The organism is Microcoleus sp. A2-C3, assembly GCF_036706065.1.
Taxonomy (GTDB): Bacteria; Cyanobacteriota; Cyanobacteriia; order Cyanobacteriales; family Microcoleaceae; genus Microcoleus.
The window spans coordinates 33428-46051 of sequence record NZ_JAUBVX010000051.1 but is presented as its reverse complement, the minus strand read 5'-3'; the positions used below and the strand labels follow the sequence as shown (position 1 = coordinate 46051).

At 43.4% G+C, this 12624-nt stretch carries 10 protein-coding genes and 1 pseudogene; 2 read left to right on the top strand and 9 right to left on the bottom strand.

Features of this window, described 5'->3' with window-relative positions:
* Nucleotides 1-229 precede the first annotated feature (229 nt).
* Nucleotides 230-391 (top strand): hypothetical protein, encoded by a 162-nt coding sequence (locus QUB66_RS23425; RefSeq protein WP_265233361.1) that lies wholly within the window; start codon nucleotides 230-232, stop codon nucleotides 389-391.
* Between the two features lie 3 nt (nucleotides 392-394).
* Here QUB66_RS23425 and QUB66_RS23420 read toward each other — a convergent pair whose 3' ends face one another.
* The 4 genes and pseudogenes from QUB66_RS23420 to QUB66_RS23405 form a co-directional block, all read right to left on the bottom strand.
* On the bottom strand, nucleotides 395-862 hold the full coding sequence (locus QUB66_RS23420) for a response regulator (protein WP_265233362.1): 468 nt from the start codon (nucleotides 860-862) through the stop codon (nucleotides 395-397).
* Nucleotides 846-1136 carry a hypothetical protein gene (locus QUB66_RS23415; protein WP_265233363.1) on the bottom strand — a complete coding sequence of 97 codons (291 nt, stop codon included), beginning with the start codon at nucleotides 1134-1136 and terminating at the stop codon, nucleotides 846-848. The genes QUB66_RS23420 and QUB66_RS23415 overlap by 17 nt, the downstream gene beginning before the upstream one ends.
* Nucleotides 1137-1643: 507 nt before the next feature.
* Nucleotides 1644-2252 (bottom strand): annotated as a pseudogene (locus QUB66_RS23410) (zinc ribbon domain-containing protein); the annotation flags it as partial.
* A 123-nt stretch (nucleotides 2253-2375) separates the two neighbouring features.
* Nucleotides 2376-4325 (bottom strand): response regulator, encoded by a 1950-nt coding sequence (locus QUB66_RS23405; protein ID WP_332969864.1) that lies wholly within the window; start codon nucleotides 4323-4325, stop codon nucleotides 2376-2378.
* Nucleotides 4326-4479: 154 nt separating this feature from the next.
* Here QUB66_RS23405 and QUB66_RS23400 point away from each other — a divergent pair, with 154 nt between their 5' ends.
* Nucleotides 4480-4623, top strand: a complete 144-nt coding sequence (locus tag QUB66_RS23400; RefSeq protein ID WP_332971281.1) for a hypothetical protein — start codon at nucleotides 4480-4482, stop codon at nucleotides 4621-4623.
* Nucleotides 4624-4678: 55 nt separating this feature from the next.
* On the opposite strand, the gene QUB66_RS23395 is transcribed toward QUB66_RS23400, so the two are convergent.
* The 5 genes from QUB66_RS23395 to QUB66_RS23375 all read right to left on the bottom strand — a co-directional run bounded on the left by QUB66_RS23395 (nucleotide 4679) and on the right by QUB66_RS23375 (nucleotide 11646).
* On the bottom strand, nucleotides 4679-7837 hold the full coding sequence (locus QUB66_RS23395) for a PAS domain S-box protein (RefSeq protein WP_265233366.1): 3159 nt from the start codon (nucleotides 7835-7837) through the stop codon (nucleotides 4679-4681).
* Nucleotides 7834-8232 carry a response regulator gene (locus QUB66_RS23390; protein ID WP_265233367.1) on the bottom strand — a complete coding sequence of 133 codons (399 nt, stop codon included), beginning with the start codon at nucleotides 8230-8232 and terminating at the stop codon, nucleotides 7834-7836. Before QUB66_RS23390 ends, QUB66_RS23395 begins: the two co-directional genes overlap by 4 nt.
* Before the next feature lie 49 nt (nucleotides 8233-8281).
* Entirely contained in the window at nucleotides 8282-10507 is a 2226-nt protein-coding gene (locus QUB66_RS23385; RefSeq protein ID WP_265233368.1) for an ATP-binding protein, read from the bottom strand.
* Between the two features lie 42 nt (nucleotides 10508-10549).
* Nucleotides 10550-10873 carry a CBS domain-containing protein gene (locus QUB66_RS23380; RefSeq protein WP_265233369.1) on the bottom strand — a complete coding sequence of 108 codons (324 nt, stop codon included), beginning with the start codon at nucleotides 10871-10873 and terminating at the stop codon, nucleotides 10550-10552.
* A 551-nt stretch (nucleotides 10874-11424) separates the two neighbouring features.
* Nucleotides 11425-11646, bottom strand: a complete 222-nt coding sequence (locus tag QUB66_RS23375) for a hypothetical protein (RefSeq protein WP_332969865.1) — start codon at nucleotides 11644-11646, stop codon at nucleotides 11425-11427.
* Between the last annotated feature and the right edge of the window lie 978 nt (nucleotides 11647-12624).

The following is a 12624-nucleotide window of genomic DNA, read 5'->3' as shown; positions in this document are numbered from 1 at the left end:
TGCCATCAATTTTACCCTCGCTGATCCACGAATCAACACCAGTTTACTTGACGATAGGGCTTAACCGAGAAGTATTGCACCGTGGCCTTGGCAAGGGGCGATCGGGCTTAATAGAATCGTATTGCAGCAATATGTCGGTCTATAAAATTCAGTTTACACTCAAACTATAGCCTTTTTCAGAAAGATGAGGTATGTCTGGTAATGGGTAATTAGTAATGGGTAATTGGTCATGGGTAATTGGTCATGGGTAATTGGTAGTTCCTATAAGCTGACTGAGGTTTCTGGAGGTAAAAATAATCGCCCGCAGTGCATCTTCTTCCTAGTGATTGTAGGAGAATTTGCCATACCTCATCTTTCTGAGAACTGCTGTATCGATCTAGCCCTAAATTAAAGCTTACAGAGCCTGGGGCGGGAGCGAAACGATTACAAACCAATACTGGCATAAAGTCTTCATTACTTCCACCAATCCTTCAAAAGTGACTGGTTTGGATATAAAAGAATTCGCACCCAAGCGGTAGCAAAGCAAGATATCTCCGCTGCGGTGCGATGTTGTTAGAATCACAACCGGAATTTGTTGCAAGTTGGGGTCAGACCTCATCAAAGTTAGTGTTTCTCGCCCGTCAAGCCTCGGCATATTCAGATCCAAAAGTATCAGATCTGGTCGATGCCAATTGCTGCCAGCAGCATATTCACCGCGACGGTACAAATAGTCTAGCACTTGTTCTCCATTTTCCACAAATTCGCTACTAATTGCTAATCGAACTTCTCGCAGTGCTTCCTTCACCAAAAAGCGCGTGTCCTCATCATCGTTTGCTATTAAAATAGTAAATTTTTTATTTTCATTTTTATTTTGATAATTCACGTCTTTGCCTCACTAACGAATTTTGTGGGCGGGACTTGGAGCCGTTTCCGATCGCCTGCAAAGCATCTGTTGGCATCATCAGGCAAATCTGACCGACGACACTGAATTTGTGTTGCAGCAATTGACGATTTTTGCATAATTTGCGAAGGTTTACCACTAATACTTGTTTCACTTGGCAGTCTGTCCGAGAACCCTCAAACACCAAAGACATCAGAAATGCTTGTCCGCGAATTACTACGGAAACTACTGCATCCCAAAACAAGATCCTCTGCATACAGTTGAAACAAACTGACAAGTCTGGCGCGCACCGCTGATTTTAAGTTGTATAGGGATCGAGGTAATAGATTTATACTGCCATACGCTTGGGTTAACAGTGTTTGTTTTCGGAGATCCCCCTCGCATCCCCCTTCAGAAGGGGAACGAAAGAGAATACTCTTGTCCCCCCTTGTTAAGGGGTGTTACGGGGATCAGTCTTACCTAAACCGTATTAATTTATACTGATGGATCTTTCGCTCAATGTCATCAGTGAATATGCTACACTTTTTGAGGATTTGTGTAAAGAAACGATAAAGATTTTTACAGTTGCAGTCAAACCAGTTTCAAAAAAGAATGCAACTGCTGTCCCGCGATCCAAATCCCGATCGCCATTAGTCATTTCAAATTTTCAAATCTAAAATTGAAAATCTAAAATTGAAAATCTAAAATCGTATAAATGGCTGTTGAATGCTGCCTGCGGACTACTGACTTCACTTTGATACAGGAATAGAAAATTGACACTCTACCGACAGGCATGGGTTCGTGTTGATAGACTTTTCTTGATAATTGTTCCGCAACTAGAACATTTTTGCCTTGTTCCACTGGCTGTTACAGTAATCGTAATTCTTCCGAATACTTTGCCGAAATATTCCATCCAGACCCGGAACATATACCAAGAAGCATCGTTAATTGATTTGGCTAGACAGCAATTTTTTACCATGTTTTTAATCCTCAAGTAGACCTAGGCTACGCAGTCGTTGGACTGGATGACACCGGAGAGCTAATTTCATAGCAAAATCTTTACCAGCCTAAATCGTTTGATTTGAGTAGGTTGATAGAAGTGCAAGTCGCGCGTTCCTTTCAGCTTCAGTTTTCCAATTCCTTTTTTGTCGGTGAATGTGATAAATTTCCGATCTGACGCTAATTTCCAAACGCTAGTTTTGTATACAACTGAGCGATTCTATTTTTGAAATTGCGGAAATCCTTTCTTACCAGGATTCTTCTTTCTGCAATTGTCGTAAAATAGGGAAATTACCGACCATGTTCTTTCTGCGCTTGCTTGCCGAACCATGCTATTTAGTTCGTCACAAAACGGGAACTCTTTTGCCAAGACAGCACTAAATTTGGGCGTTGCTTAATCAGGGTATGAAATAAATAATTTTAAAATCCAGAAGCTTTGTAGACGCTGGTTTTTATGAATTGCATATTTAGCCTTTCATACCGTAAATCAGTAACGCCTAATTTCACGATGATCCATTTATTTTAAAATCGATTGAGTTAAATCCATTATCCTGTCGAGTCGGTAATCTGCCAGCAAATCTTTTAAAGCCTCAGCTAAAGTTGGATGACTTTCCCAAATGCGATCGACAATTTGAATCGCCAACTCTTCATTAACATCATTAACTGCATCGTAGAGTTCCTGCACCCAATTTCGAGGCATCTGGGCCAGCAGCGGCCAGAAAAATGAATCCGGTTTTTCGCTCACAAAATAACGCCGTAAAGCCCCGACAGGAAGCCCGGACAACTCTTGATAAATATAGCGCACTCCCAAGTAGGCAGCCATCTTATCAAACAGGATTTGTTCTTGAAAAGGTTTCCGTATAAAATCGTCGCAACCTGCGGCGATAATTTCGCCTTTTCTTTCCTCAAAAGTGCTAGCAGTCAGAGCAATAATTATAGTTTGCCGCTGATGCTGATTTTGTTTCTCTTTCTCTTTAGCTCTAATTTGTCTGACAGCTTCAAAACCGTCCATTACTGGCATTCGCGTATCCAGCCAAATTAAATCAGGCTGCCAACTTTCCCAAAGTTCAACAGCTTGGAGGCCGTTTTCCGCTTCTCGGACTTCAAAACCAATTGGTTGCAGCATTTTAACCAGCAGCAGCCGATTTTCTTGATTGTCGTCAACCGCTAAAATCCGATAAACCGGTTGATCTGCTTCTAATTCCATTACCCGTTGCAACGTCGCCACTGTTATTTCAGACGAAACAGCGGGAAATACTCGGATATTAAATTTAAAAGTGGTTCGCTCACCTAAAACACTGTCTACCCCAATATCTCCCCCCATTATTTCTACGTATTTTTTGGTAATTGTCAAACCCAATCCCGTACCGTCAGCCGCTTTTTTACCAGCTTCTGTTTGCACAAAAGCCTCAAATAACTTGTGAATTTCTCCTTCTGCTATGCCAACTCCCGTGTCTTCAATTTCAAAGCAAATTACACATTCCTCTGCCAAACTAGAGTTAGGATAAATCTCCCATTTTCCCGACTGCTGATTGCCTTGCACGGTCGCACGCAGCCAAATACTGCCGCAGTTTTCCGTAAACTTTATGGCATTTCCCAGCAGATTGATCAAGCAGACGCGCAGCTTTTTTTCGTCAGTTTTTATATATTGCGGAACATCCGCCTGCACGAAAAATCTCAGTTGCAAATTTTTAGTTTCAGCTTTGATTTGAAACATCTCTTCGAGAGTATCGAGGAGTTGATAAAGGTCAAAGCTACTTTCATCTAAGCCAATTATCCCTGCTTCTATTTTCGACAAGTCTAAAACATCGTTAATTAGTTCCAGCAAATGTTGACCGCTGCGGTTGATAATTCGGAGATTTTCGATATTCTCGTGGCTGAGCAAAGAGTCGCGGCTCATGACTTGGGTAAAACCTAGGATGGCGTTCAAGGGAGTCCGCAATTCGTGGCTCATGTTGGCAACGAATTGACTTTTTGCTAGGGATGCAGCGGCCGCGGCTTCTTCGGCTTTTTTGCGTTCTATGATTTCTTGTTGTAGTTCGATATTGCGATCGATCAATTGTCTTTTCAGTCTTTGGATAGTCAGTTGATGTTCGATTCTCGCTAAAACTTCTGCTACATGAAACGGTTTTGTGATAAAGTCTACGCATCCAACTTTAAAGGCGGTTACTTTGTCTAATACTTCATCTAAAGCGCTGATAAAAATAATTGGAATTTCTGATGTTTTCGGATCTGATCTGAGCTGCGTACAGACTTCGTAGCCGTCCATTTCTGGCATTTTTATGTCGAGCAAAATCAGGTCGGGAGAACTAGATCGCGCGGCTCTGATTGCCATTTTGCCATTAATTACACCCTGGACTTTGTAGCCCTGATCCGACAGCGTTGCCGATAAAACTTGCAAGTTTTCTGGAGTGTCGTCAACAATTAATATGTTACCTTTATTATCTTCTGTTTGATTGCTGGTCATCGCTAGGTATTTTTTTTGCCAACTTAGGAATTGCTGAAATTATGAAAAAAATCAGTTAAATCGTTATGATAGCACTTGATCGTAAATCAACTACTTTCATATTTATATCACTTACACACACCAATCCAAGAAACTGGTTTTTTTAATACGATAGATGCCAGTAATACCAATTGGAAAAATTATTGCTACGAAACAAATGTTGGTTATTTTTACACGAACGAGAGTTTGTCAGGTGCGTCGCTATAAAATTGTCGATATTTCTCTGGAAATTTTTCATGGCGACGCACTCTACGACTGAATATCCATTCGTTAAATCCGTTAAATCTGTTATATAATCCGTTGCCGAACTTCCCTCAAACATTTCTAAATTCCTCAATCAAATCAATAATCCGATCGCACCGGAAGTTATGCGCCAAATCGGCGATCGCACTGCCGAAACTAGCATGAATCGGAGGAATCAACAACAGCAGCGCAAAAATCCGCTCATTATCCACCGCATCCGCAGCAGCGTACAACTCATCAACCCATTCACAAGGCATAGCTTCAAAAAATGAAGCATTCAGCGTAAAAGGCAAAGGAGGCGTTCCAGTGTGCGCGGAAACATCACCGGAAGCCACAGCATCAGAACTCGGTGAAGCTTCTCGATCGTAAACATAGCGAACTCCCAGATACTTAGCCATCTTTTCCAGAATCACTTGCTCCCGAAAAGGTTTCGCGACAAAATCATCGCAACCAGCAGACAAAATAACCGATCGCTCCTCATCAAAAGCACTCGCCGTCAGAGCAATAATCACCGTTGCTTGACCCTTCAAATGCGCTTTAATCTGTTTAGTAGCTTCATAGCCATCCATCACCGGCATCCGCATATCCATCCAAATCAAATGAGGTTCCCAACTCGACCACATCGACAGAGCTTGAAGGCCATTTTCAGCCTGCCGCACAGAAAAACCGAGGGATGACAACATTCTGAACAACAGCAAACGGCTTTCCAGGCGATCGTCCACAGCTAAAATCCTGTATTCCGGCTGTCCCGGTTCCAGGCCCACAACGCGGCGAGCGGTTTGAGCCACCTGAATTTCCACTGCATTAGGGAGCGAAACCTTAACGTCAAATCTAAAAATGCTGCCGTTACCGACACTGCTTGTCACCGTCATTTTCCCTCCCATTAACTGCACGAACTGTTTGCTGATCGGCAAGCCTAAACCTGTTCCTTCTTGAGCTTTTCTCCCGCTTTCTGTTTGCGCAAAAGGTTTAAACAAATTATCCATTTCTGCCGCAGCAATCCCCGACCCCGTGTCTTCAACTTCAAATAGCAAGCAGCAATTGTCAATTGGCGGAATCTGTCCGTGATTTTTATTTTCCAATAGTTCATGCTTAATTCTCAAATTCACACCACCTTCCGCCGTAAATTTAATCGCATTTCCCACCACATTAATCAATACTTGGCGCAACTTGCTTTCGTCTGTTTCTACATATTGAGGCACGTCGGGCGGACAATCACAAATCAACTGCAACCCTTTTTTATCTGTTTGCAACTTCAGCATTTCTTCAGTATTTTTTAGCATTTTGTGCAAGTCAAAGGTGCTGTTATTAACTGTCACCAGCCCAACTTCAATTTTTGACATTTGCAGAATATTGTTGATCAGAACGAGCAAATGTTCCCCGCTGCGGCTAATAATTCCTAAGTATTGCTGTTGGTCGGCACCGAGGGCTGTATCGCGGGTCAGCAGTTGGCTGAAACCCAGAATTGCGTTGAGGGGAGTTCGCAATTCGTGGCTCATATTCGAGAGGAATTCACTTTTCGCCTTGTTGGCTCTGTCCGCTTCTTCTTTGGCTTTTTGCAGGGCTATTTCTGCTTGTTTGCGCTCAGTAATATCGCTGGCTGTTCCTGTTGTGCCAGTGATATTTCCTTCGGCGTCCAAGCGCGCGATCGCCTTCGTATTGACATCAATCTGCCTGCCGTCTTTTCCTAATACTATACTTTCGTACTGAAAGACATCATCTCCCGTCAGCAATCGCTGCTGAAGTTCCATATTTCGGTCTATTTGTGCTGGAGCTAAGAAATCGCCAAAAGAACAGCCGAGCATTTCTTCAGGATCATAACCGTAGATTTGTTTGACTGCTTGGTTCACAAAAGTAAGGTGTCCTTCAGCATCGCAAGACCAGATAATATCTTGGGAAGTTTCAACTAAATGACGGTATTTTTCTTCGCTCTCTGCTAGGGCTATTTCTGCTAGCTTGCGGGGGGTAATATCCATCAAAGTTGTGAAGAGTTTTGTCACTTGTCCTTGTTGGTTGACAATTGCTTCTCCTCTGGATTCGATGTAGCGGATGAAGCCGCCTTCACTTGTTTGTGACAGGCGATGATCCGCAGCGATTGTCGATTCCGGGCGCAGGATGCGATATTCTAAAGTGTAGGATTGCCCGCTAGCAATAGCAGCGTCGATGGTTGTTTGCCATTTTGGGCGATCGTCTGGATGCACGTATTGCGGAAACTCAGTTAGTGTGGGCGCAGCCTGGGTTGCATCGAGACCGAAAATATGAGATAATTCTTCCGACCAAGTAGTTGTATCGGCAGAGAAATCGCATTCCCAATTCCCCAGGCGGGCGATTCTTTGCGCTGCTGCTAAAGAGGCCGCTACAGCTCGGAGTTTTTGTTCGGCTAATTTGCGATCGCTAATATCTTGAATCACAGAAATCACGCAGGTTTCGCCATGAATATCAATGATTTCTGCTGACAGCAGCCCGGTTCTGAGTTCTCCAGTTTTAGTGCGCCAATCAAATTCGTAGTTGCGAACAATTTTTTGTTCGTCTAACATTGCAAACAACTTGGCGCGGGCTGGTTTGCTTTCCCAAAGATTGAAATCAAGCGCCGTGCGATCGATAATTTCTGCTGCCGAATAACCGATTGTCTGGCAAAAAGCCTCATTAACTTCTAAATAACGACCGTCTTTAAGTCTAGCAATAGTAATCGGGTTGGGAGAAGAACGAAAAGCTTTAGCAAACTTTTCCTCAGACAAGCGCAGTTGTGCAGTCCGCTCCTCAACTAAAGTTTCCAATTCTTGATTCAGCTTTTGGAGTTGAGTATTTTGTTCAGCTAATTGCTTCTCCATAAAATAGCTGTTGACCGCTTCTTTTAAGGTCAACTTCAAATCTTCTGACTGCCAAGGCTTCGATATGTAGCGGTACAATTTAGCATATTTAATAGTATTCGCCACTGCTTCGAGGTCTGCTTGCCCCGTCAGCATAATTTTGATAGTTTTGGGCAAAATTTTGTGAATCTGCTTCAGCAATTCGTCCCCTTTCATATTCGGCATCAGGTAGTCGGAAATCAGGGCCACGATTTCGCAGCCCTCTGCCAGTAATTCATCTATTAACTCTAAAGCCTCTTCGCCGCCTTCAGCGGTTTCTAATAAATGTTCTTCTCCCAGGGCTTTTTTTAACTCAATCTTCAAACTTTCAAGGATGATAGGTTCGTCATCCACGCAAATAATCACAGGTTTATTGTTCATATTTTTGCCAAACCAGATTTTATAGTTTCTACTAATTCTTGGCTATCCCACGGCTTGTACAAACAGCGGTGCAAGTTTGCCTGCTCTTTCACCCGTTTTATTGCTACTGCGTCGGCTTGCCCGGTCAGCATGACTTTCACGATTTTGGGATATTTTTGGTGAACCAGGATCAAAAATTCATCTCCTTTAATACCCGGCATCAACCAGTCAGATACTATGACCAAAATATCGCTTTCATCTTCTTCTTGAATTTCCTCGATAATTTCCAGAGCTTCATCGGCATTTTCTGCTACTTCATAGAGGTAAACATCGCCAAATTCCTTTTTAAGTTGGATTTTTAAACTGTTTAAGATTACAACTTCATCGTCAACACACAAAATTACTGGCTTGGGCATATTTTTTTTCACTTCTATTTAATTCTTCAGGGCATTTGACCCCAGGTTTTTAATTGCCATCAGTGATTTCAATAGGCAAATATACAGTAAATTTGGTTTGACCTGGCACGCTTTCTACTTGCAGTTTACCTTGATGTTTTTCAATAATTTTCAGGACAATATCCAATCCCAAACCAGTGCCTTCTCCTGGAGGTTTAGTCGTGAAAAACGGTTCAAAAATTCTCGGCATAATCTCTGGGGGAATGCCGGGGCCGTTGTCGGTTATACTGACTGATATCGCGTTATTTTGGTGTTTGACATCAATTTTCAACACTCCTTTGTTGCCCATCGCTTGTAAAGCATTGTGAAGCAAATTTGTCCAAACTTGATTTAGTTCATCAGGATAGCATAGCACAGAGGGCAAATCAGTACCATAGTTTCTGACGACTTCCACACCGTGTTTGATTTGATAGTGGTAAAGCGTTAAAACAGTATCAATGCCCTCGGTAATATTAGCGTTCGCCTTGGAACCAGACTGGTCGTAACGAGAGTAGCTTTTCAATGCAAAAACGATTTTGGCTGCCCGATCTGTCGCAGTAGCAATATTTTTAGTGCTTTTTTGTACCGTAGCAAATTCATAGGCGATTTGTAAAATATTTGGACTTTCGCGGTCTTTCAACAAAGGTAAAAAAGGTTCTACATTATTGCAGATACCAATATCTAATAAAGTACAGGCAAGGCTGTCGGCGTCGTCAATTTTTTCTGCTTCTAATTGCCGTTGTAAACTTTTTTTCAACTGACGTTTTTCTTTACTAGATAAGGTGTCTGTTTCTTGACTTGACTTGTGCAGCAGCGCAAAAAAATCCTGCTGCCGTTCCGGGGATAGTTGCTTGAAAAATATTGGCAACTGGTGCAATTGTTCGGCCCAGAAGTCGGCGATGTTCTGCACCGAGGAGCGAATCGCCCCTAAAGGAGAATTAATTTCGTGAGCAACTCCGGCAATTAACTGTCCGAGGGCAGCCATTTTTTCAGATTGAATCAGTTCTTGTTGAGTGCGCTTCAGTTCTTCCAGCGTATGAGCTAATTCTGTATTTTTTTGGGACAATGCTGACTCTGCTAGTTTGCGATCGCTGATGTTGCGGGCAACCCAAATTACTGCATCTGTTGAGAACATAGAAATGCAGGCGGAAAACCAAATTTCGCGACCGCCAACTGCTAAGCTGTAGTCGAAATTGAGTGTTTGTTGCGTTTCTAACACTTGTTGAACTAGCATCCACCAATCATCGGGGTTGTCATCGTCAAAAAAATGTTCTATTGTCAGGCTGACTAGATCGCAATCTGGCTCATAAACTGCCGTGGTATTTGTCGGCAACACTTCTATATTGCCCTGAATGTCTAGCACGAGAACGATGTCTGTCATCGCTTCAAAAACTGCGCGGACTTTGGTTTCAGAAAAGTGTAGTTTTTCTTCTAGCAATTTGCGATCGCAAATTTTTTGCTGTAATTCTTGGTTGCTGGCTGCTAGTTGAACCGTGCGCTCTCGAACTCGCTCTTCCAGTTCGGTGTTGAGGCGGCGGACTTCAGCTTCAGCGGTGGCGCGGTCTTGTATTTCCTTCTTTAACTGACTGTTCGTGTTAATTAATTCTAAAGTTCGCTGTTTAATTTGTTCTTCTAGATTTTCATTTAATAGCCGCAACTGTTCTTCTACTTCGGTTCTCCGCAGCGCTTCTTTTTGCAATTGTTCGTTCACTTTTTTTAACTCCAGGATATTTTCGGCAACTGTTTCCTGCAAAAGCTCGACATTCGCGTGCATTTCTACCGGATCTAAGGCGTGCAGCAGGGTACTTTGGGTGATAATTCCGGCTAAATATCCTCCCTCGTCCACCACCACCAAGCGCCGGATGTGGTGCTGCTGCATGAACTGGTGAGCCTCCCACAATGTGGCTTCTCCTTGCAAAGGTATCAGCGGAAAATTCATCGCGGCGGCGGCGCGAGTGCCAGCAAAATCGAGTCCGGCAGCTTGGAATTTAACAATGTCCCATTCTGTAATTATGCCCACAGGTTTCTGCTTTTTATTGTCGCACTCATTGCAAATGACTATGCAGCTTTTGCGCTGAGTTGTCATCTGTTTTGCGACTTCTAAAACTGAGGTGCTAGTTGAGGCAACTATTACTTCTGCGGTCATAATTTCTTGGGCGCGTCGCATTTGCAGCAAGTCGCCCGCTTCCAGGATTTGACGGATGCTTTCGCCGGTGATGACGCCCAGCAAGTTTCCGCGTGCGTCTGTGAGGGACAAGTGACGGATTTTTGCCGTTAGCGCAGCCCGCCCCTACGGGGGCTACGCCAACGAAGAGGATCGCAATATGTCCAATACCTTGAAGATATTCTCCGCTTGATCGAGGGAAATGGCGATCGGTCTTTGAGTCATTACCTCAGCAATTATCATCCCTGCTAGTGGTATTTCGTTAGCAGTTATTTTCACAACATCGCGCTCCGTAAAAATGCCGATCAGTTGCTGTTCAAACGCGATCAAAACGCAACTGGCGCTCGCCTGAGTCATCGCGGCGATCGCAACTTTCAATGTGTCTGGAGGCAGCACCGGCAGTTTGGGGTCGATCGCCTGTTTTAGCAAGCTTTGGGTATCAGAAACTGTGGTTGACATGGGTAAATCAAGGGGGAGAGATCCAGGCAGAGCCCGCAATTAATACCATTTTAGATTTGATATTTGACAGTGATGGCACGCTGACCGAAATCCAGGTTTGACATCAGTCTAAAGTTGCATTTTTTGTCGCGCATCGGTATGATTTCTAGTGCGATAGGGCTAAATGGCGATCGGAATTGGCGCGGTAAAAGTCGTTGGGTGCATCTCAGTTTTGCTTTAAGAGTGAGAGTTATACGAGTTCGCACGGGCTTCTATAAGCCCGTGCGGGGACGCTCCATAACATAAAAAATGCTTTTGACAAAAATGAGATGCACCCAATTGATTGGGATTATCTCATTTTGGCATTTATAGTGCGAACTCGTATAACTCGCGATCAATAAAAGACTCGCGAGCGCTTGCGAGCTCGCACTGTCAAAAAATGCTTTTTGCATTGATTGAGATGCTCCAAAATTGATTCGATATTGTCGTAAATGCCGATGTCAACTAAAGTGTCGGCTACTGTTTCATGATTTGCCACAGAATTGTTTGATAGCTGCCGAACAAAAGCTCTTTTAATCTGGGGTTTTTCTCGGTTGAAACAGCCGCGGCTGGTATTTTGGCAGCAGCGTCAGTAAATTCGAGTAGCCTTTGGGGATATTTGTGGAAAAAATCGGCGATTTCCACCTTGAGTATCTTGAAGATTGCGGGCTGTCGGTCGATCGCACTCCGCGGTAAACTAGAGATCGATCGTCACTCGTACCGCTAAACATCACGATGCCCGCAATTGTAAACAATAACCCTGCCTTTGTGCGCAAGCAGTCAAGGCAGGGTTATTATTGAGTATTCGGAATTCTGAGCGAGTAGTCCATTGCGAGCGAGGCCGGATTCGGCTAACAAGCTGTTAACTACTCACCCAATCGAGTTATTTTAGAGCTACGTTCGGCCAACATCAACACTATATAAATAGTCATTACATAACCGGCGGCCAGAATGGGAATAATTAGAGGAATATCGCGATAAATCATAATTAGAACCAAAAGTCAAGGACGAGGAGGAGGAGGGGGACAAGTTCAAGACCTACTACATTAAGTCAGCACGCAAGACTATGCCTTGGTTCTGAAGGCTACTTTTCCATATCAGGCTTCCCGGAACACTTAGGCGTTCCCGGTTAGTCGATTTTAGATTTTAGATTTTAGATTGACTCGGCAGATGAATCTGGGAGCTTCAACTAATGTCTAAAATTTTGGGATCTCCACGACGATTGTCGCGGCTTCTACCTGTTTTTGGGCGGGGTCAATAATGATTTACTGCTTTACAAATGCTTGAACAGCGTAAAACCATCCACTTTAGCTGCTTTGAGCTACCGTGCACATCTCATGCGCTAGTCTTAATTCCTGAAAGTTTTTAGCCGCGAGGAACTAAAAATCTGTCCCAGAAATTTTCGCTGCGATCGACTAACAAGGCTGGCTCTACGAAATTCTTACAGGCATCTGAAAACTACCTGCCAGCTAGGTTCAAGTACAGCCTGTACTTAATGTATAGAATTGTTTAAATCCTTAATAACTATAATAGCACAGGGTTTCTGGGATTTAGATATTTTTGATCACTGTCCTTAACAATTCGATACAATAGGGACAATCCCTCTGACAGTCGGCTACCCGCCTCTGGCAGTTGGGCCAGTCCTAGCTGGTGGCAGACAACAAATAACTGCCGATCGCCTAGATTCTTCTTCCCTATTGCAGAGAATTACCTTAAAATAAAGATATGATATG

What these genes read in the sequence shown, in the direction of transcription:
- QUB66_RS23380 (WP_265233369.1), bottom strand. Translation starts at nt 10,873, where the DNA reads ATGTCAACCACAGTTTCTGATACCCAAAGCTTGCTAAAACAGGCGATC.
- QUB66_RS23395 (WP_265233366.1), bottom strand. Translation starts at nt 7,837, where the DNA reads ATGAACAATAAACCTGTGATTATTTGCGTGGATGACGAACCTATCATC.
- QUB66_RS23415 (WP_265233363.1), bottom strand. Translation starts at nt 1,136, where the DNA reads ATGCAGAGGATCTTGTTTTGGGATGCAGTAGTTTCCGTAGTAATTCGC.
- QUB66_RS23405 (WP_332969864.1), bottom strand. Translation starts at nt 4,325, where the DNA reads ATGACCAGCAATCAAACAGAAGATAATAAAGGTAACATATTAATTGTT.
- QUB66_RS23400 (WP_332971281.1), top strand. Translation starts at nt 4,480, where the DNA reads ATGCCAGTAATACCAATTGGAAAAATTATTGCTACGAAACAAATGTTG.
- QUB66_RS23390 (WP_265233367.1), bottom strand. Translation starts at nt 8,232, where the DNA reads ATGCCCAAGCCAGTAATTTTGTGTGTTGACGATGAAGTTGTAATCTTA.
- QUB66_RS23425 (WP_265233361.1), top strand. Translation starts at nt 230, where the DNA reads ATGGGTAATTGGTCATGGGTAATTGGTAGTTCCTATAAGCTGACTGAG.